This window comes from Flavobacterium sp., assembly GCF_031411595.1.
Lineage (GTDB): Bacteria > Bacteroidota > Bacteroidia > Flavobacteriales > Flavobacteriaceae > Flavobacterium.
In genome coordinates this window covers 1-20,235 of the sequence record NZ_JANOBI010000058.1, presented here as the reverse complement: position 1 = coordinate 20,235, position 20,235 = coordinate 1, and the positions used below count along the sequence as shown (strand labels likewise).

Sequence of the window (20,235 nt, the reverse complement as noted above, 5' to 3'; positions counted from 1 at the left end):
TAGCATGAAATCGCAGATTATTACATCAGTTCGCCTTACAGGCTCGGGTCACGAATACAAAAAAAACAATTCACTTAGCATGAGTAAAAATATATTCCTTTTATTAAGCTGCTTCTTGAGTTTTATGGCTCAAGCTCAAAACGACATACAACCCAAAGCTGGTCCGGCACCATCCATCAATATCGGCAAACCAAAAACCTTTGAATTGACCAATGGTTTGAAAGTAATGGTCGTCGAAAATCATAAATTGCCCCGAGTTTCTTTTAATTTAACGATTGATAACGCTCCCTATGCGGAAGGCAATAAAAAAGGCGTTGCGAGTTTGACCAGCATGCTCATTGGCAGCGGAAGTGAAAAAACATCCAAAGACACTTTTAATGAAGAAGTTGATTTTCTTGGCGCCGACGTTAATTTCAGTAACAGCGGTGCCTACGCCAGCGGATTATCAAAATACTCCAAACGCATTTTAGAATTGATGGCCGATGGTGCGTTGCATACGATTTTTACCCAAGATGAATTCGACAAACAGAAAACCAAACTCATCGAAAGCCTCAAAGCGAATGAGAAAAGTGTTACTTCGGTTTCGCGGCGCGTTGAAAATGCTTTGTGCTACGGGAAAAATCATCCGTTTGGTGAATTTATGACAGAAGCCAGCATCAACAATATTACTTTGAACGATGTGATTTTGAATTATAATACCTATTTCGTTCCTGAAAATGCGTATTTGGTAGTTGTCGGCGATGTTGATTTTAATGATATCAAAGTCCAAATTGAAACCCAATTCGAAACTTGGGTAAAAGCCGCTGCGCCGAACCTGACTTATACGAATGCGAAAGATGTGCAATATACACAGATTAGTTTTGTAGATATGCCCAACGCAGTGCAATCCGAAATTTCGGTGATGAATCTGAACAATTTGAAAATGACCGACAAAGATTATTTTGCAGTGATTGTGGCTACTCAAATATTAGGCGGCGATTACAACAGTTATTTAATGGCGAACTTAAGAGAAAAACACGCTTGGACCTACGATGCGGGTTCGAACTTAGGAGCAAGCAAATATATCACACGGTTTATCACTTATACTCAAGTTCGAAACGCCGTAACCGATAGCGCCATTGTAGAAACATTAAATGAAATCAAACGAATGCGACTTGAGAAAGTCTCGGACATAACATTACAAAATGTAAAAGCCAGTTATATAGGACAATTTGTAATGCAAATCGAAAAACCTCAAACTATTGCTGGTTATGCCTTGCGAATCAAAACCCAAGGATTGCCGGAAGATTTCTATGAAAATTATATCAAAAACATCAGCGCTGTTACTGCCGATGATGTGATGCGTGTGGCCAATAAATATTTTCATCCCGAGCAAGCCCGTATTGTGATTGTCGGAAAAGGCGAAGAGATTTTGCCTGCACTGGAAAAACTTAAAATCCCGATTTTCTATTTCGATAAATATGGAACGCCTACTGAAAAACCGAGTTACAAAAGAGCGATTCCAACTGGAGTTACCGCGAAATTTGTAATCGAAAATTATATCAAAGCCATTGGTGGAGAAAAAGCTATACGTAATGTAAAATCGCTAGTTACCATTTCTTCAGGAACGGTTCAAGGCGCACCGGTCGAGTTGACTTCCAAAGCTACTTCATCGCACAAACAAATGCGTGAACTCAAAGTTTTAGGCATGTCGATGATGAAACAAGTGGTGAATGATAAAATCGGATATATTGTTCAACAAGGTCATCGAAAAGAAATTACCGGCGATGAATTCAAAGAAATGAAATCGAGTGCCGTTCCGTTTGATGAATTGGAATTATTAAATCAACCCAACATTGTTTTGGAAAGCATTGAAAATTATAATGATGCTGATACTTATATCGTAAAATACGGCACTGGGAAATATTATTACGATGTTAAATCGGGACTCAAAGTGGCTGAAATGAAATCGATGGATATGGAAGGACAATCGATATCTGAAACCACAAGTTTTAGTGATTATCGAGAGGTGAATGGCATTAAAATTCCTTATGTGACGAATGTCAATATTGGCATGGAGATTTTATTGACCACAACGGATGTGAAAATTAATGAGGGTATTTCTGAATCGGATTTTGAGTAATTTCAATAAAAAACAAATAAAAAAAGCTGTCATAATTGGCGGCTTTTTATTTTTTACTCGAAAGGTACACGCCAAATAAAATAATAGCAGCACCTATATATTGTACAAACGTCAACAATTCTCCATCCAAAACACCCCAAAAGAAAGCTACAATCGGAATCAGATAAGTCACTGTTGTAGCAAAAACCGGTGATGACATATGAATAAGTTTGTAAAAAAGAATATTCGCAACTCCGGTTCCCACAACACCTAAAATCAAAATAAACACAGCCGAATGTTGCACTTTGGCAACGTGAACAATGTCAAAAAAACCCGAACAATATAAAATGATGCCTGCCGGAATTGACATAATCATAAAATTTCCGGTGGTAATACTCAACGGACTCAAATCTGAAAGGTACTTCTTGATTAAGTTTACATTGATTCCGTAACAAACCGCGCCTAAAATCGCAAAGGTGGCATAAAAATAATTTTGACTCGGATGGTGTAAAGCACCATTTAAAATTAGCACTGTTGTTCCTATAAAACCAATAATAACCCCTAATATTTGGGCTCTTTTAAATTGCAGTTTAAAAACAAGAATACCAAGAATCAATGCGTTTAATGGCGTCAAAGAATTGAGGACTGACGTAATCGAGCTATCAATATTCGTTTCTGCCAATGCAAAAAAATATGCTGGGATAAAAGTGCCAAACAAAGCCGTAAGCGCAATATATTTCCACTGGTGTAAAGGTATTTTGGGCAAACTTCTGAATCCAATCAGCAATAAAAACAAGGCTGCAAAAATGATTCGCAACGAACCCAATTGAAACGGATTCAATCCTACCAATCCTTTCTTAATTAAGATAAAAGAGCTTCCCCAAATGAGCGCTAATACGGAGAGTAAAATCCATTTTAATTGTTTGCTAATCATAATCGTTTGTTAATTGACTTCAAATTTGTAATAATTTTATGAATTACCGCTTCTTTTTTTGGTTATTTTTGTCTCGAATTTAGCACGATAAAGTGGCCCCATTTATAATTTAAAAATTCCCCATCATGAATATTTCAAAATTACTTTTCGCAGCATCCATTACCGGATTACTATTCACAAGTTGCAAGCAAACAGCCAGCGCTCCGCCTGAAAATGCGGCAACTACAGCAAAACACACCATCAATCCTGAAAAAGTGCAAACTGCTTCTTTTACAATCACAGGAATGACCTGCGCCATAGGTTGTGCAAAAACCATTGAAAAAGAATTGTCAGAAACGGATGGAGTTCAAAAAGCGGCAGTAGATTTCGATAAAAAACAAGCAACGGTTTCTTATGATAGTTCTATTCAAACGCCGGAATCATTGACAAAATTGGTAGAAGCTACAGCTGATGGAAAAACATACAAAGTATCCAATATGATTGCGTCGAAATAAGAACAATCTGAATTTTAAGATATCAAGGAACTCCAAACGGGTTCCTTTTTTTATTTCCAACGCAGACTTTCCATGAGTTGCTGCATATCGTTTTTAACGTAACTCGCCGCTGGCATCACAGAATCGAAATTGGGTTTTGCATAAAAATAAACCGAGCAATCTAAGAAATGCTTGACACTATCTGTAACGTAAAACTGCGCATTTGTAGCAGCATTGCCATTCACTTGATAAAACATTCCATATACTTTATTATCCTTATTGATGAACGGTTGTTCTAAAATATCATCGGCTTTAATCACATGTTCGTAAGTGAGTTTCTGAGCGTCGCGCAAAAGAATGTTGATGTTGTTATTGACGGGTTTGTAACTCAAATAAATTGTAGCCTTCATTTTAGGATAATCAATCGTGAAATTGCAATTCGATTTTTCTTTGATAATCGCTTCCGAATTGATGTCGAAAGTAAACGGACATGCATTTTCAAAATGAGCATATTCTGCTACAGGATATTCTAATCGCAATTGGCTTGACGGCTTCGGCAATACCTCTTTCTTGCAACTGAAGATTGAAAGAAATATCGTAGCAAGTAAAATGACTGGAATTGTTTTTCGAAACATAAGCTTATTCAATCGTTACTTTGATTTGTTTGATGCGTTTTTTGTCGACCGATTCAATGGTAAAACGGTATTTATCGAATTGTATTTTCTGCGCTTTCTTTGGGAAATTTCCTAAGACTTCCAATAAAAATCCGGCCAAGGTTTCTGCTTCGCCTTTTCTGTCTTCGAAAGCATCTTCATCAACATCGATAATTCGATAAAAATCTTTCAAATTGATTTTACCTTCGAAAAGGAAATTCTTATCATCAATTTGAGAATAATTGATGTTTTCATCATCAAATTCATCACTAATATCGCCTACAATTTCTTCGATGACATCTTCTAACGAAACCAAACCAGATGTGCCGCCGTATTCATCAACCACAATGGCCAAATGGCTTTTCATACTTTGAAAGTCTTTGAGCAAATTGTCGAGTTTTTTATTTTCAGGAACGAAAAACGGCTCGCGAATCAAAGTGTTCCAATCGAATTCTTTTTTGTTGATGTGTGGAATTAAATCCTTCACAAACAAAACGCCTTCAACATGATCGATGCTGTCGCGGTATACGGGAATTCTCGAATATCCTTTTTCAGAAATCTTGGGAAATATCTCTAAAAACGACTCATTAATTTCGAGCGCAAAAATATCAATGCGCGGACTCATCACCTGCTTCGTATCGGTATTCCCAAAAGAAACAATGCCTTCCAGAATTTTTTGTTCTTCATGAGAAGTATCGTCTGATGAAGTCAACTCGAGTGCTTGTGACAATTGATCTACCGAGAAATTGGTTTTCTGTTTACCCAATTTATCATGCAAATAAATCGTGAGCGCACGCATCGGCATACTAATAGGTGAAAGGATTTTATCTAAAACCGACAATGGATAAGCGAAAAACTTGGCGAATTTTACATTGTTTCGACTGGCATATACTTTAGGTACAACTTCGCCGAAGAGTAAGATTAAAAACGTAACCAAAATCACTTCAACGGTAAACTTCAATAACGGAGAAGCAATCGATTCGAATAAATTATTACCAATGAAGGAAAACAAAATGACAATCCCAATATTGATGAAGTTGATTGCCACCAATAAAGTAGCCAACAATTTTTTAGGTTTTTCTAAAAGTGAGGTAATAATTTGAGTTTTAGCCGGATTGTCTTGAGCGCAATCGTCGAGGTCTTTTGGTGTCAATGAAAAGTAGGCAACTTCTGCAGCTGACACTAAAGCAGAACAAAAAAGCAATAGGATTATGCCTATGAAACCAAAGAGTAAATCTGAATCGATGGTTGAAAATAAATTAAAACTGGGCTCTGGGTCCAAATTAAATTCAATTGGTTAAACAATTAGAACGGCATATCGTTCTCAGGCATTGGATTCTGATTCGAATCGAAACTTGGTGCTTTATCAATACCGCGACTGGATTCGATTTCTTTTTTAACGGTTAGGAAAGTAAATTCTGTTACTTGAATTTCCGTAGTATACTTGGTTACGCCATCTTCGGTTTGCCATTGGCGCGATTTGATTCTGCCTTCGACATATATTTTATCGCCTTTGGATAAATATTTTTCACATATTTCGGCTGCTTTGTTTCGAACCACTAAATTATGCCATTCGGTGGATGTAATTTTCTCATTGGTCGATTTGTTGATGTAGGTTTCGTTGGTTGCTAAAGGAAATCTTCCTATGCAATTACCGCCGTCGAAATAGTGCATTTTTACATCTTCACCTAAGTGACCAATCAACATAACTTTGTTTAACGTTCCGCTCATTTTGTGTGGTATTGTATTTTATTCAAATGTAATGAATTTTTAAAAACTATTTCCAATCCTTTTCTATAAAATTAAAAATCACAATCGGAAAAGGAAACGAAAGTAATGTCGAATAATCGACAGCATTATCTAAGCTTCCGGCTACGGTAACTTTCCAAAATTTGATGTATAAATGCTGGTGTGTCAGTTTATGAATTTGACTTACACTATTCATTTGTGCTATCGAAACAATACTATTTTCAACAAAATGCTGCTGTTGTAGTTGTTCAACAACATAGTCTAAATCAACTTCTTTTTCAGTTTCAATTAACGGAAATTCATACAAATTATGCCAAATTCCTTTGTTAGATCGTTTTTGAATGACGGTGTTTTGATAGTCATCAGAAAAAATTACATAATTGAAATACCGATTTCTGGCTTTTGCTTTTTTCGATTTAACGGGCAACTGATCAATTTTGTTTTTTTGTAAAGCGAGGCAACTATTATTGAATGGGCAAACTTCACAATTTGGGTTTTTAGGCACACATTGCAACGCGCCAAACTCCATAATCGCCTGATTGAATAAAGCCGGATTATCTTTAGGCATTAATTCGTAAGCCAACGCTGCAAATTCTTTTTTGGCTCCGCTTGATAAGATATCAGTTTCAACATCAAAATATCTTGATAAAACACGAAACACATTACCATCAACGACGGGAACATTTTCATCAAAAGAAAAAGAAGCAATAGCGGCAGCGGTATATTCACCGATGCCTTTTAATTGTAATAATTCCTTATAAGTATTCGGAAAGATGCCATTCAAATCGGAAGCAATATATTGTGCTGTTTTGTGCAAATTTCTGGCGCGAGAATAATATCCCAAGCCTTGCCACAACTTCAAAACTTGCTCTTCAGAAGCGTTCGCTAAATCAAAAACTGTAGGAAAAGCATTGGTGAATGAAAAAAAATAAGGCATTCCTTGTGCTACTCGTGTTTGCTGCAGCATGATTTCTGACAGCCAAATGAAGTAAGGATTTCGCGTGTTCCGCCAAGGCAAATCGCGTTTGTTTTTTAGATACCATTGTGTTAACGAGTTAGCAAAATCCATGATTAATTTTTGGTTAGCAAAAGTAAAAGTTTATGTAATTAAATTTTAATCAATTAGGTTGATTAATTGTTTTTTTAATTCCTATATTTGCACCCTCAAATAAATCAAAAAAAATATTAAACAAGAAAGAAAATGACGAAAGCAGATATCGTAGCAAAAATTTCAGAAAAGTTAGGTCTTGAAAAAGGAGATGTTCAAGCCACTGTAGAATCTTTTATGGAAGAAGTGAAAACTTCATTAGAAACAGGAGATAATGTTTATTTAAGAGGTTTTGGCAGTTTCATTATCAAGACAAGAGCTGAAAAAACAGGTAGAAATATCTCTAAAAACACTACTATCAAAATTCCTGCTCACAACATTCCGGCATTCAAACCTGCAAAAGTATTTGTTGAAGGAGTAAAAACGAATAACGAAGCAAAATAAAAATATTTATTAATCACAAAATCACCAACTATGCCAAGTGGTAAAAAAAGAAAAAGACATAAGGTAGCGACGCACAAAAGAAAAAAACGTGCGAGAGCAAACCGTCACAAGAAGAAAAAGTAGTCTCACCACTACTTTTTTCTTTTTAAACGTTCATTGAAATGGAAGATTAGACTGTAAGATGATAAGACAATAAGATGATGAGACATGGAAAGGAAAGTTTCGGTCTTAAAATCTTAAAATCCTAAAGTCTCACAATCCAATTTTCACCGGGTTTAATACCTGTTAAAAATATTGTTTAATCCATCCGCGCATTTGATTTCAGAAGGCAGATTTCAGATTGAAAAATCTAAAATCTAAAATCTAAAATTGAAAGTCTGGATAAAAATTTAACGTGTGAATAAAGAATTAATCATCCGATCTAGTTCTGAAGCCGTAGATTTTGCCTTATTAAAAGATGGAAAACTAATTGAATTACACAAGGAACAAGAAGCAAGCAACTTTCAAGTAGGCGATATATTCATTGCCAAAATCAGAAAGCCAGTTGCCGGACTTAACGCCGCTTTTGTAAACGTAGGCTTCGAAAAAGATGCCTTTTTACATTATCATGATTTAGGACCGAACCTTACTTCCCAACTGAAATTCATAAAACTTGTAAGCGCAGGTAAAATAAAAGATTTCTCCCTAAAAAACTTTCAGTTTGAAAAAGAGATTGACAAAGACGGAACCATAGCCGATGTGCTCAATTCCAATCAATCCGTTTTAGTACAAGTCGTCAAAGAACCGATATCAACCAAAGGTCCAAGAATCAGCTCAGAGCTGTCACTCGCAGGCCGGTTTATCGTGCTCGTGCCGTTCTCAGATCGCGTTTCCGTTTCCCAAAAAATTGAGGAAAAGGGCGAAAAAGACCGACTCAAAAAACTCGTACAAACCATCAGACCAAAAGGTTTTGGCGTTATTGTTCGCACAGTAGCCGAAGGCAAAAAAACAGCCGAAATAGAAAAAGACTTGCAGAACCTGCTCAGCAGATGGACTGCAATGTGTAAAAAATTACCAACCGCTCATCATCCTTCCAAAGTATTAGGAGAGCTCAACAGAGCCTCTTCGATATTAAGAGATGTTTTCAATGATACCTTTAGTGGTATTCATATCGATGATGAAGAGTTGTATAACGAAACCAAGGATTACGTGGAAGAAATTGCACCATCCAAACAATCAATTGTAAAGTTTTATCAATCTAAAGACACGCCAATTTTCGAGAAATACAACATAGAGAGACAAATCAAGACTTCCTTCGGGAAAACAGTATCGATGAGTAAAGGTGCGTACCTAATCATAGAACATACTGAAGCTTTACACGTCATCGACGTCAACAGCGGAAACCGTTCTAACAAGGCCACCAACCAAGAAGATACCGCTATGGAAGTCAACATGATCGCTGCAGCTGAAATCGCCAGACAATTGCGTCTGCGTGATATGGGCGGCATCATCGTCATCGATTTTATCGATATGCAAAATCCCGATAACCGCAAAGTGTTGTTCGACTTCCTAAGAGAAGAAATGAGCGATGATAAAGCGAAGCATAAGATCTTACCGCCGAGTAAATTTGGGCTAGTCCAGATTACCAGACAAAGAGTAAGACCAGAAGTCAACATTAAAACCAGGGAAGAAGATCCAAACAATGAAAATGGTGAAATAGAAGCACCAATTCAAATCATTGACAAGATCAATTTCAACCTTGAAAGAATACTAAAAACCCACAAAACCGTTGTGCTCAACGTACATCCGTTTGTGGCTGCATACCTCAGTAAAGGTTTTCCATCCTTACGTTTCAAATGGTATTTGGAGCATAAGAAATGGGTGAAAATCATACCTCGTGACGCTTACACGTTCTTAGAATATCATTTCTATGACAAGTCAGGAAAAGATATTTTAGATTAAAAACAAAACCGCCTTTCGTAAGATTGGCGGTTTTTTTATTTAAACTGAATTCATTTCAGTTTCTTTTTTTAGAAGCTATTCCGGCTATCCACTAAATCTTTTCTGCCGAACGCCGGCAAAAAAGGATGCCGTTCCTATCCGGGCTAGGGCATTTCAATCTCATGGAAATCCTTTTCAACCTTTGCGTCTCCGCGTCTTTGCGGGCTAATTTTTTCTTCTTTCCGCAAAAAACCGCAACATCAAATCCGCCGCTTCATCACCCAAAACACCAGAAACAATTGTAGTTTTAGGATGCAATTTCGTTCCCATTGCCATAAACCCACGCTGCGCATCCGAAGCCCCATATACAATTTTAGAAATCTGACTCCAATACAAAGCACCTGCGCACATCTGACAAGGCTCTAAAGTCACATACAACGTGCAATCTTTCAAATACTTTCCACCCAAAAAATTAGCCGCCGCCGTAATCGATTGCATTTCCGCATGCGCCGTAACGTCATGCAACATCTCAGTCAAATTATGCGAACGCGCGATGACTTTATTATCAATGACGATAATCGCACCTACAGGAATCTCGCCTTTTTCAAAAGCCACTTCGGCTTCCTGCAAAGCTTTCTTCATGAAGTATTCGTCGGTGAACATATTTTCCATGCGTCAAAAATACGGTTTTAGGAATAAATGGCGTTATGTTAGAAACAAACTAAAAACGATGGCAACACAATTCAAAATTCAGGTTCCGAAACCTTGTCACGAGGATTGGAATGCAATGACCCCAAATGAGCAAGGCCGGTTCTGTGGCAGTTGCGCCAAAAGCGTAGTTGATTTCACCAAAATGAAAGCGCCCGAAATTCAGCAATACTTCATCAATAATCAAGGCAAAAAAGTCTGCGGAAGATTCAATAACAATCAACTCGAATCGATTAGAATCAGCATTCCCTCGCGCGTGATGTATTCTCAGACACAATTCCACAAAATCTTTTTACTTGCAGTGTTTGTGTCGATGGGCACCACCCTTTTAAGCTGCTCGAATACTAATGGGGACAAACAAAGCATCGGAAAGATAGAAATCGTTGAAGAAGACCCAAGCGAAAATGTAGTCATGGGAATACCTATTCGACCACAAAATGATTCTATAATTTCAAAAACACCAGAAGCAACGCAAACGCAGAAAGTACTGCCAATACCTACGGTAACTACAGGAGACGTTGCAATTTCTCCGTCCCGTCAGCAACCTCCACCGCCAAAGTATAAAGAAGAACCCATCAAAGGCAAAGTAAAATTACATATTGATACAATTCAATAAGAAACTAAACCGATTGTTGTAAATTAGCGCATCAATAATTTCACATGCAGCAATTGCTTTCACATATCCAAAATCCGAATGACTTACGGTTGTTAAAAGAAGATCAACTTCCTCAACTCGCCCAAGAATTACGCGATTTTATCATCGATATCGTTTCCGTAAAAGAAGGTCATCTAGGCGCCAGTCTTGGTGTTGTAGAACTTACCATTGCCTTGCATTACGTTTTCAATACGCCCGAAGATTTACTAGTTTGGGATGTAGGACATCAAGCTTACGGACATAAAATCCTAACCGAAAGAAGAGCAAAATTCGACACCAACCGACAACTCGGCGGCATATCAGGTTTTCCAAAGCGAAGTGAAAGTGTGTATGACACTTTTGGTGTTGGTCATTCCTCTACAGCCATATCAGCTGCGCTCGGAATGGCATTGGCATCGCATCTAAAGGGCGATTTCGAAAAACAGCATATTGCAGTTGTTGGCGATGCTTCTATCGCTTCAGGAATGGCGTTTGAAGGATTGAATCATGCCGGCGTTACTGAAGCAAATCTATTGGTGATTTTAAATGACAACGCCATTGGAATTGACCCAAGTGTCGGTGCTTTAAAAAATTATTTCACTGCCGTCAAAGAAGGAAAAAATCCGAAGCAAAATAATATGATCAAATCCTTGAACTTTGATTATTCCGGACCCATCGACGGCCATGATATTTTTGCGGTAATCAAAGAATTAAAACGATTGCAAAAAATTAAAGGCCCAAAATTTCTCCACCTGCTCACCACGAAAGGCAAAGGATTGCAACAAGCTGAAGAAAATCAAGTACAATATCATGCGCCGGGAAAATTTGATAAAACGACGGGTGAAATTCATTACAAATCCGAAGAAAATTTACCTCCAAAATACCAAGATGTCTTTGGGCTTACCATAGTAGAGTTAGCCAAATTAAACGAAAAAATTGTGGGTATCACACCGGCAATGCCCACCGGAAGCTCCTTAAAATATATGATGGATGCTTTCCCAACACGGGCACTAGATGTTGGAATCGCCGAACAACATGCCGTCACTTTATCCGCAGGAATGGCTACGCAAGGCATGGTGGTTTTTTGTAATATCTATTCTACTTTTCTTCAAAGAGCTTATGATCAAGTCATACACGATGTGGCTTTACAAAATTTACCTGTGATTTTTTGTTTGGATCGTGCGGGCTTGGTCGGTGAAGATGGCGCAACACATCATGGCGTTTTTGATATCGCTTATTTGCGATGCATTCCGAATATGATTATTTACGCACCGTTGAACGAAATGGCTTTGCGAAATATTTTGTATACCGCGCAATTGGGATTGAATCATCCGATTGCGATTCGATATCCTCGAGGTCGTGGCGTTAGTATTGATTGGCAAAAACCTTTTGAAAAAATTGAAATCGGCGCAGGCAACTGTCTAAAACAAGGAACAAAAATCGCCGTAATAAGCAATGGTGCTATTGGCAATAATGTCATTGAAGCATTATCAAAGGTAGAACAGAATGAAACTATTGCTCATTATGATTTTGCTTTTATAAAACCTTTAGACGAGACATTATTGCACACTATTTTCAATACATTCCAATTGATAATTACAATAGAAGATGGTATTATTAAAGGTGGTTTCGGCAGTGCTATTGTTGAATTTGGAAAAGAACACCACTACACAACTACAATCAAAACATTAGGTATTCCTGATCAGTTTATCGAACATGGATCGATTCTCGAATTGCAAAAAATTTGCAGCATTGATGTTGATAGTTTAGTACAATTACTTAAAAATGAAGCATAAAAAAAGCCTGTATTGAGTACAGGCTTTTTTATTTAAAATCAAATTATTTGATGATGATTTTCTCTGTGTAATTGATACTTGAATGCTTCAATTTCAAAATATACATTCCTTTTTGTAAAGAACTTAAATTGATGGGTTTCTCCATATTGAAATTTTGGTCCATTTGGTTGAAAACTACTCTTCCATTGACATCAACAACTTCAATTGAAACATCGCCTACGAATTGGTTGATGCGAATATTCAACATCCCATGGGTTGGATTTGGATAGACTCGAATCATATCTTCATTATTGAAATAATCAACCGCCAACGTGCAATTTGGTCCTGCAGGGAAAGCTGTAAAATCTTCCACTTGATCTGTAGCGTTGTTTGCATCTCCAGAAGAAGCATTCAAACCCATACCTCTTTTTTGAAAAACTTCAGCAATCATACAATAATCCTGACCTTCGGTAGTGGCTTGATCTGCAGCGAACAGATTGTCTCTTGCACTGATAAAAGAAGCTGTATTACAGGTTTGTAATTTTAAAGCATCAATAACCAATCGCATTACTTTATTATTTCCACCAGTTCCGTTGTAAATATCCGGATCAAAACCATATTTATGAATATAAGCCCAAGTCAAATCCCAAAGTACTGCTGTCCATGTTTCTCCTCTATTGTGAGGTTCTGCGTCATTGGAATCTACAAGTGTCAAAGGATTAATACTAACATCGGTTGAATAAGGAAATGCTCTGATACCACCACCAGTTATAGGTTCGTTGATGGCATAAGTACCAATCCCTTTTGCTTCGGTTCCATTATCTTCAGGTTTTATTTGTAACATCAGACCAAACCAATCAGACCAGCCTTCACCCATTTGTTCTCCGTTAGTCATACAAGATGAATTGGCCGGGCCACCAATCAATCGATTCGAAATACCGTGTCCAACTTCATGTCCGATAATACCATTATCAAAATCTCCGTCTGCGAAAAGATACAAACCAGATGGTGATTCCAATTTTACATTCACAGGGCCATTCGCCATTTCTGCCAATAATTCATCCCCAATTTCTTTGGTAATAAAAACAGCCGGAATCGTAATTCCTAAAATACCGGTAGAACTCATGGATAGTCTTGTCGTATTATTTGCAATCGAATCCATTACAATAACAGCAGTCGCTCCGGCATCTTGAGCATTTTTAACTTTATTACTAAAAAAACAACTGCCTCTTTTTATCAACACTATTTTTCCGGACAACTCAAATGCGTTGGTCGCTGCTTGACAAGCCGAGTGAAATCCTGGAGGCGATGGGTTATTATTATACAATACTAAATCAGAGGTAATGCCATTGGGTGCAGCAGGAACTGGTATGCGATCTGTTCCTTCAAAAACATTGGTCGTAGCTACTCTTGGTCCGGCAATAGTTGCAGGAGAATTCACTGTGATAAAATTTGTAGGTGGTGCTCCAGTATCCCACAAAAACATTTGAACTCTTGGCCGCAAACCATCATTAGGTGTTGAGAAGTTGGCATTGTTTAAGCTAGCAACCGCTTGAGAATATCCGTCTTGAGCATCCGCTAATACATAATCTCCTGTTGCCGATGTTGCTCCGCCTCTGCCATAATTATTTTGTTGGAAATTCCCTCCCACTTCATCAAATCCGTATTGATACCATATGTCATGAATGGTATTGATCATGTAAAACAAATTGGTGGTCGCAGCAGCAGTATACGCAGTTGGTTGTTGGGTTTGTGACACGCCATTAACATACGGAAAATCGAAATTTAAAGCTGCGGTTCCGTCGGCTCTAATTCCGTTTCCGTTGTCGCCATTAGCATCTTCTTGCGCTAGTACATTATTACCTCTTGTATAAGTGAAATTTAATGCCGCAGTTGTACCACCCAAAGCATTTGAATTATGCCATCCTTGCGGGGAAGCCAAAGTATTTCCTTCGGTTGTAATTAATTGAAAAGGAGAATGATTTGGGCTTTCATAATTGTATGGAATAACACGGTATGACCCAGCATTGATTTGAATAGGAGAAACTGTCTTATTTTGAAAAGCTGCTTTAGTAAAACTAAATGCCTTTGTATAATCAAGGTTTTTGCGGTTAGTTTGTCCGAAATTACAGCTTAAGTTTAAGTCATTTTTCTCTAGAATAGTTCCGTTTAAAGCATCGATTCTTAAATCCCACAGGTGCTTTCCATCGGGTGAATAAAATTGAAATGCCCAAGCTAATTTTAAAGCATTCGAACTCGCAATTTGATATACTAATTTGGCGCTGATAAGATCTTCTTGCAATCCGTCAGTCAATTTAAATGTTCTGTTATTGATAGTTTCCGAAATCGAAAATGCGTTTGAATTAGGAATTTCCAATAATAAATAAGCTTTAGAAATCGCTTGTATTACTGACAAAGACGGCGAAGTTGCATTGGTTTTTTTTGCGATTTCAGGTAAGAATTTATTTTCGAAACGCAGCATTTTCCCATCTTTTAAAGACGCATTGGATTGCGCATTATAAATTTCTATCCCTTGGTATCGTTGAACAATATAACAACTCGTAATTTTTGTTCCCGAACCTTGAACTTCACTTTCGATAATCCAATCCGAAATATCTGAATTGGTAAGTTTTAATTGGGCGCTGCTATTTTCTAAATACGATTTGATGATTTGCCTGTTGGTTTGAGCAAAACTTGTCATTGAGAAAATGAACAATACTAGGTAAGTGATTTTTTTCATAGCTTAAATTATATTCTACAAACATATATTATTTTTCCATTCGAAAGTTAAAACTCGGGTATACATTAGGTGCATATTGAATAAAAAAAAATCCAAACCTTTCGATTTGGATTTTTTAGTATAACTTATTAATGTGGATTAATTCTTAATTAACTTCTGAGAATAATTTAAATCATTTCCTGTGATTTTTACTATGTATATTCCTGATTGTAAATTGCTAATATTAATCGCTTTTTCAATATTAAAATTATCATCTACTTGATTCAAAATAACACGACCGTTAATATCAATCAGTTGAATTGCAAGCTTTCCAACAAATTTATTAACTCTAACATTTACTATGCTATTTGACGGATTCGGATATACTCTAATCATATTTTCCTTATTGAAGTCATTTACTGCCAACAAACAGTTTGGTCCTGCTGGAAATGAAGTGAAATCTTCAACCTGATCATCTGAAAGATTAGAATCTCCAGATGACGCATTCATTCCAACACCTCTTCTAGCAAAAACTTCCATAATCATACAATAATCTACTCCACCGCTTGTAGCTTGTTCGGCTGCAAATAAATTATTTCTACCTGCTACAATATTAGTAGCCCCAGAAGTTTCTAATTTTAGTGCATCGATAACCAATTGCATAACCTTATTATTTCCACCATTACCATTATAGATATCCGGATCAAAACCATACTTGTCAATATAAGCCCAAGTCAAATCCCATAAGCAAGAAGCCCAAAATTCTCCGATTTTATATTTGTAAGCACCAAGTGCATCAAAAGTTGCATTAGAATCTGCAAAGGTTCTAGGGTTCAAAGTCATGTCTGTAGTATATGGAAAATCTCTGAATCCAAATCCATCGACCGGTTGGTTGATAACATATGTACCGACTTCTCTTGGAGTCGTTCCAACATCGCCCACTTTAATTTGATTGATAAGACCAAAGAAATCTGACCAACCTTCTCCCATTTGTTCTTGGTTATTCATTCCCCCAGCTAATCCTCCACCGACAAGTCTGTTAGAAATACCATGCCCGTATTCGTGACCAATAATAAGGTTGTCAAAATCACCATCAGCATACAAATACAAATTAGAAGGCACTTCCAATTTTATATTTACAGGACCATTGGCCATTTCTCCAAGTAATATATCTCCTTTTTCTTTAGATATAAAAACCGCAGGAATAGTAATCCCTAACAAACCTGTAGAACTCATTGACAATCTTACCGTATTGTTAGGTACTGTATCAGTAACAATTACTGCAGTTGCTCCAGCATCTTGAGCTGCTTTGACTTTATTGCTGAAGAAACACCCACCTCGTTTGATTAAAACGATATGACCTGATACTTCAAAAGGATTTGTAGCAGCTGCACATGCACTGTTAGGGTTTTGCGTAGGAACAACCGGTGTGTTTGTATATAATACAAGGTCAGACGTAATTCCGTTTGGAGCTGCCGGCACTGGGATTCTATCAGTACCTTCAAAAACATTGGTTGTTGCAGACATTGGTCCTGCAATTGTAGCGGGAGAATTAATTTGAATATAATCCGTTGGTGGCGCACCAGTTGTCCACATAAACATTTGAATTCTTGGTCTCACACCATCATTCGTAGGTGTGAAATTAGCATTATCAAGTGTTGGTACAGTTTGAGAATATCCGTCTTGAGAATCAGCCAATACGTTATCACCAGTAGCTGATACTGTTCCGCCTCTTCCTAGATTTGATTGTTGAAAATTACCATTGATTTCATCAAATCCGTATTGATACCAAATGTCGTGCATGATGTTAGTCATATAAAACAAATTGGTCGTAGCTGCAGAAGTATAAGTTGTTGGCTGTTGTGTTTGTGAAACGCCATTAACATAAGGGAAATCGAAAACTAAACCAGCACCACCGTCAGCTCTAATTCCATTTCCATTATCTCCGGTAGCATCTTCTTGAGCAAGAATATTATTTCCTCTGGTGTAAGTAAATTTTAAAGCAGCACTAGTTCCTCCAATGGTAGTATTAGCATCATGCCATCCGTTTGGAGAAGCCAAAGCATCACCTGCAGTAGTAATCAAATCGAACGAATGATGATTTGGGCTTTCATAATTAAAAGGAATTACTCTGTAGGTACCCGGAGTTACCACTAACATAGAATTATTTGTGGCATTGAAAGCATTTCTTTCAAAACTGAAATCATTTTTATGATCGTGTTTTTTATTTGTTCCATCACCAAAATTACAGCTGATGGTCAAATCTTTTTTGTCTAAAACTTTACCGTTTACGGCATCAATTTTAACATCCCAATAATGTTTTGCGTCCGGAGAATAGAATTGAAATCCCCAAGCTAAATTCAATTTGTTATCAGATGTACTTTGATAAGCTAATTGCGCTACGATAGGATCTTCATGAACGCCATCTGTAATGTTGAATTTTTTACCATCTGCAGATTGTAAAATCGAAAAGTTTGAAGCACTGTATGCCAACGAAACATAAGCTTTGTTTAATGCTTCAATTACTGACAAAGAAGGTGATGTTGTATTGACCTTTTGTGCAATATTGCTTTGTAAGTTGCTTCCAACTTTCATAACATTTCCATCTTTAATAGAAATATTAGATTGACTGTTGAAAATCTCAATTCCTTGGTGTCTTTGAACTACATAACAACTGGTTATTTTTGTTCCTTTACCTAGAAATTCGTTTTGAATAGTCAAATCAGCAATATCCTGAGTTGTCAATCCGAATTGGGCGCGATTGGTTTCTAAATAGGTTTGAATCGTCTTCTTATTCGACTGCGAAAAGCCTATAAAAGAGAACAATAGAGCGGTTAATAGTGTAATTTTTTTCATGTTTTTTAAATTTTGAGAAACAAACTTAATTCATTTTTTTTAATATTTCAAACAATACTCTAAAACATTAACAATCTAATGCTTAAATCCTATAATGTTTTGATAATACAGCAACGCATTGCCATCGGTAAGCAATGAAATGAAATGACAAATATGCAGCAAACGGTCGTATAATGTCTCTTTTTCAAGGTGATGCTTTTCTGGTAAAATCTGCAATAACAACTTGTCATAACTCGTAGGTTTTCCTTCAAAATTATTGTTGTATGCTGTAATGAATTTATCCAAAAGTGTGTTGATGATTTGATAGCCTTTGAGTTCTTTATCGATGACTTCGCGACTTTGATAAATATTCTTCACGCTAAGTTTGATGATGTCATCCATTTGGGCTTTGTATTGGCTTTTGTCTGTTAGTGCAAAAGGAAATTTTCCCTGCAAAATCAATTCCTCATTGTCGACAAAAACACGAACCGCATCATTGATTAAATTGCCAATCGCCAGCGCGCGCAGATAACTGATGCGATCTTCGCGTGTGGTTAATGTTTTATATTTAGCTGTATCAATCGTGTCTTTGACCAATTTGATTAGGTATTCTAAAGCGTAATCTTCAGAAACCAATCCGAGATTAATACCATCTTCGAAATCAATAATCGTATAGCAAATGTCATCGGCAGCTTCAACGAGATAAGCCAACGGATGTCTTTCGAAACCGATATCATTTCCGGTTTTATTTGAAATCAATCCTAATTCTGATGACACATCTTGAAAGAATTCTTTGTCCGATTGGAAGAAACCATACTTTTTATCCGCAATGTTTTTGGTTGGCTTTTTGGGCAAACTTTCTTTTGGATATTTCATAAAGGCTCCTAAAGTAGCGTATGAAATTCTGAGTCCGCCTTCAATGCCCGGTCGACTCGCAGTAAGTACTGAAAACCCATTCGCGTTGCCTTCAAAATCAATCAAATCTTGCCATTGTTTTTCGGTAAGTTGGTCTTTGAATTGTTGCCCTTTGCCAATCGAAAAATATTCGCCAATGGCTTTTTCACCCGAATGCCCAAACGGTGGATTTCCGATATCATGTGCCAAAGAAGCAGCTGCCACAATCGCACCGAAATCATTCATGTGAAAACCATGCACTTCTTGCAAATACGGATACTTCTCGATGATTTTCTTGCCGACTAATCTTCCGAGTGAACGCCCAACGACAGAAACTTCCAAACTATGCGTAAGTCGCGTGTGCACAAAATCGGTTTTGGATAATGGAATCACTTGCGTTTTGTCCTGCAAACTTCGGAAAGCCGCAGAAAATATAATACGGTCATAATCGACTTCGAAACCCAAGCGTGTGTCGTCTTGTTCTTTGCGCAAGCGTTTGCTTGTGTCGCCTTGACGTTTTAGTGATAAGAGTTGTTCCCAGTTCATTTGGATGGTTGGATTATTGGATTTTTGGATTGTTAGACAATTAGATTGTAAGATTTTAAGACTGTAAGATTTTTAGATTTGGTCTTATAGTCTTAAAATCTTATAGTCAATTTCCTAGCCCTGATAGCAGCGATATCCTTTTGCGCCGGCGTTCGGCGCAAAAGATTTAGCGGATAGCAGGATAAGCTTCTAAAAAACAAAACAGCTACCCAAAGATAGCTGTTTTTTGATGGGATTGTAATCGTCTCAAAAATTACGATCCACACATTTCGCAATCATCGGGACCAGCATTTCTTGCTAGTTCGATCATGGCTTTGAAATCTTCGGCAGACATTTCACCCGTTTCATTCGGCTCTGCCACTTCTACTGCGGCGGCTACTTCTTGAGTCGGTTCTGCTTTTTTATCGTTGTTCAGCGTAAACTTGATCGCGTCTACGGCTGATTTGGTTCTGAGATAATACATTCCGGTTTTCAATCCTGACTGCCAGGCGTAGAAATGCATCGAGGTCAGTTTTGAATAATTCGCATCCTGCATGAACAGGTTCAATGATTGCGACTGGTCGATGAAATATCCTCTGTGGCGCGACATATCGATAATATCTTTCATCGACATTTCCCAAACGGTTTTGTACAATTCTTTCAAATCCTCAGGAATGGCATCGATGTTTTGTACGGAACCATTGTGACGCATGATTTCTTGTTTCAAATCTTCGTTCCACAATCCTTGTTTTACTAGGTCTTCTAGCAAATGTTTGTTGACTACGATAAACTCTCCAGACAATACGCGTCGGGTATAAATGTT

The 20,235-nt window shown here is 37.3% G+C and carries 15 protein-coding genes and 1 pseudogene; 6 read left to right on the top strand and 10 right to left on the bottom strand.

The genetic code is table 11. The features are described 5' to 3' along the window. Nucleotides 1-4 precede the first annotated feature (4 nt). Complete coding sequence (locus tag RMO03_RS13705; RefSeq protein ID WP_309642671.1) at nt 5-2,122, top strand: pitrilysin family protein; 2,118 nt, start codon at nt 5-7, stop codon at nt 2,120-2,122. A 46-nt stretch (nt 2,123-2,168) separates the two neighbouring features. Here RMO03_RS13705 and RMO03_RS13700 read toward each other — a convergent pair whose 3' ends face one another. Then, nucleotides 2,169-3,035 (bottom strand): DMT family transporter, encoded by an 867-nt coding sequence (locus tag RMO03_RS13700; RefSeq protein WP_309642670.1) that lies wholly within the window; start codon nt 3,033-3,035, stop codon nt 2,169-2,171. 125 nt (nt 3,036-3,160) lie between these two features. On the opposite strand from RMO03_RS13700, the gene RMO03_RS13695 reads away from it, so the two are divergent. Beyond that, the gene (locus RMO03_RS13695) at nt 3,161-3,529 is read left to right on the top strand and encodes a heavy metal-associated domain-containing protein (protein ID WP_309642669.1); all 369 of its coding nucleotides are present in this window, start codon (nt 3,161-3,163) and stop codon (nt 3,527-3,529) included. A 50-nt stretch (nt 3,530-3,579) separates the two neighbouring features. Here RMO03_RS13695 and gldD read toward each other — a convergent pair whose 3' ends face one another. Genes gldD through mutY form a run of 4 tightly spaced genes read right to left on the bottom strand, consistent with a single transcriptional unit; the run spans nt 3,580 to nt 6,979 of the window. Continuing rightward, nucleotides 3,580-4,143, bottom strand: coding sequence for a gliding motility lipoprotein GldD (gldD, locus tag RMO03_RS13690; RefSeq protein WP_309642668.1), 564 nt, complete (start codon nt 4,141-4,143; stop codon nt 3,580-3,582). Between the two features lie 4 nt (nt 4,144-4,147). Next, on the bottom strand, nt 4,148-5,443 hold the full coding sequence (locus RMO03_RS13685; protein ID WP_309642667.1) for a gliding motility-associated protein GldE: 1,296 nt from the start codon (nt 5,441-5,443) through the stop codon (nt 4,148-4,150). Between the two features lie 23 nt (nt 5,444-5,466). Continuing rightward, on the bottom strand, nt 5,467-5,892 hold the full coding sequence (locus RMO03_RS13680) for a single-stranded DNA-binding protein (protein WP_309642666.1): 426 nt from the start codon (nt 5,890-5,892) through the stop codon (nt 5,467-5,469). 46 nt (nt 5,893-5,938) lie between these two features. After that, nucleotides 5,939-6,979, bottom strand: coding sequence for an A/G-specific adenine glycosylase (mutY, locus tag RMO03_RS13675; protein WP_309642665.1), 1,041 nt, complete (start codon nt 6,977-6,979; stop codon nt 5,939-5,941). Nucleotides 6,980-7,111: 132 nt separating this feature from the next. On the opposite strand from mutY, the gene RMO03_RS13670 reads away from it, so the two are divergent. Both RMO03_RS13670 and RMO03_RS13665 read left to right on the top strand, forming a co-directional pair. Continuing rightward, nucleotides 7,112-7,402 (top strand): HU family DNA-binding protein, encoded by a 291-nt coding sequence (locus RMO03_RS13670; RefSeq protein WP_166333787.1) that lies wholly within the window; start codon nt 7,112-7,114, stop codon nt 7,400-7,402. Nucleotides 7,403-7,798: 396 nt separating this feature from the next. After that, a complete protein-coding gene (locus RMO03_RS13665; RefSeq protein WP_309642664.1) occupies nt 7,799-9,343 on the top strand; it encodes a ribonuclease E/G in 1,545 nt (514 codons plus the stop codon). Between the two features lie 204 nt (nt 9,344-9,547). On the opposite strand, the gene RMO03_RS13660 is transcribed toward RMO03_RS13665, so the two are convergent. After that, nucleotides 9,548-9,994 carry a nucleoside deaminase gene (locus RMO03_RS13660; protein ID WP_309642663.1) on the bottom strand — a complete coding sequence of 149 codons (447 nt, stop codon included), beginning with the start codon at nt 9,992-9,994 and terminating at the stop codon, nt 9,548-9,550. Between RMO03_RS13660 and RMO03_RS13655 the strand changes: the two genes are divergently transcribed. Both RMO03_RS13655 and RMO03_RS13650 read left to right on the top strand, forming a co-directional pair. Continuing rightward, nucleotides 9,993-10,646, top strand: coding sequence for a hypothetical protein (locus RMO03_RS13655; protein ID WP_309642662.1), 654 nt, complete (start codon nt 9,993-9,995; stop codon nt 10,644-10,646). The genes RMO03_RS13660 and RMO03_RS13655 overlap by 2 nt on opposite strands. A gap of 44 nt (nt 10,647-10,690) precedes the next feature. Beyond that, complete coding sequence (locus RMO03_RS13650) at nt 10,691-12,460, top strand: 1-deoxy-D-xylulose-5-phosphate synthase (RefSeq protein ID WP_309642661.1); 1,770 nt, start codon at nt 10,691-10,693, stop codon at nt 12,458-12,460. A gap of 43 nt (nt 12,461-12,503) precedes the next feature. On the opposite strand, the gene RMO03_RS13645 is transcribed toward RMO03_RS13650, so the two are convergent. From RMO03_RS13645 to RMO03_RS13630, 4 genes and pseudogenes are all read right to left on the bottom strand, one after another. Next, nucleotides 12,504-15,179 carry a T9SS-dependent M36 family metallopeptidase gene (locus RMO03_RS13645; protein ID WP_309642660.1) on the bottom strand — a complete coding sequence of 892 codons (2,676 nt, stop codon included), beginning with the start codon at nt 15,177-15,179 and terminating at the stop codon, nt 12,504-12,506. Nucleotides 15,180-15,317: 138 nt separating this feature from the next. Continuing rightward, the gene (locus RMO03_RS13640) at nt 15,318-18,014 is read right to left on the bottom strand and encodes a T9SS-dependent M36 family metallopeptidase (RefSeq protein ID WP_309642659.1); all 2,697 of its coding nucleotides are present in this window, start codon (nt 18,012-18,014) and stop codon (nt 15,318-15,320) included. Between the two features lie 75 nt (nt 18,015-18,089). Continuing rightward, nucleotides 18,090-19,433, bottom strand: coding sequence for a deoxyguanosinetriphosphate triphosphohydrolase (locus tag RMO03_RS13635; RefSeq protein ID WP_309642658.1), 1,344 nt, complete (start codon nt 19,431-19,433; stop codon nt 18,090-18,092). 253 nt (nt 19,434-19,686) lie between these two features. Beyond that, nucleotides 19,687-20,235 (bottom strand): annotated as a pseudogene (locus tag RMO03_RS13630) (ribonucleoside-diphosphate reductase subunit alpha); the annotation flags it as partial.

What these genes read in the sequence shown, in the direction of transcription:
- RMO03_RS13705 (WP_309642671.1), top strand. Translation starts at nt 5, where the DNA reads ATGAAATCGCAGATTATTACATCAGTTCGCCTTACAGGCTCGGGTCAC.
- RMO03_RS13700 (WP_309642670.1), bottom strand. Translation starts at nt 3,035, where the DNA reads ATGATTAGCAAACAATTAAAATGGATTTTACTCTCCGTATTAGCGCTC.
- RMO03_RS13695 (WP_309642669.1), top strand. Translation starts at nt 3,161, where the DNA reads ATGAATATTTCAAAATTACTTTTCGCAGCATCCATTACCGGATTACTA.
- gldD (WP_309642668.1), bottom strand. Translation starts at nt 4,143, where the DNA reads ATGTTTCGAAAAACAATTCCAGTCATTTTACTTGCTACGATATTTCTT.
- RMO03_RS13680 (WP_309642666.1), bottom strand. Translation starts at nt 5,892, where the DNA reads ATGAGCGGAACGTTAAACAAAGTTATGTTGATTGGTCACTTAGGTGAA.
- mutY (WP_309642665.1), bottom strand. Translation starts at nt 6,979, where the DNA reads ATGGATTTTGCTAACTCGTTAACACAATGGTATCTAAAAAACAAACGC.
- RMO03_RS13670 (WP_166333787.1), top strand. Translation starts at nt 7,112, where the DNA reads ATGACGAAAGCAGATATCGTAGCAAAAATTTCAGAAAAGTTAGGTCTT.
- RMO03_RS13655 (WP_309642662.1), top strand. Translation starts at nt 9,993, where the DNA reads ATGCGTCAAAAATACGGTTTTAGGAATAAATGGCGTTATGTTAGAAAC.
- RMO03_RS13660 (WP_309642663.1), bottom strand. Translation starts at nt 9,994, where the DNA reads ATGGAAAATATGTTCACCGACGAATACTTCATGAAGAAAGCTTTGCAG.
- RMO03_RS13650 (WP_309642661.1), top strand. Translation starts at nt 10,691, where the DNA reads ATGCAGCAATTGCTTTCACATATCCAAAATCCGAATGACTTACGGTTG.
- RMO03_RS13645 (WP_309642660.1), bottom strand. Translation starts at nt 15,179, where the DNA reads ATGAAAAAAATCACTTACCTAGTATTGTTCATTTTCTCAATGACAAGT.
- RMO03_RS13640 (WP_309642659.1), bottom strand. Translation starts at nt 18,014, where the DNA reads ATGAAAAAAATTACACTATTAACCGCTCTATTGTTCTCTTTTATAGGC.
- RMO03_RS13635 (WP_309642658.1), bottom strand. Translation starts at nt 19,433, where the DNA reads ATGAACTGGGAACAACTCTTATCACTAAAACGTCAAGGCGACACAAGC.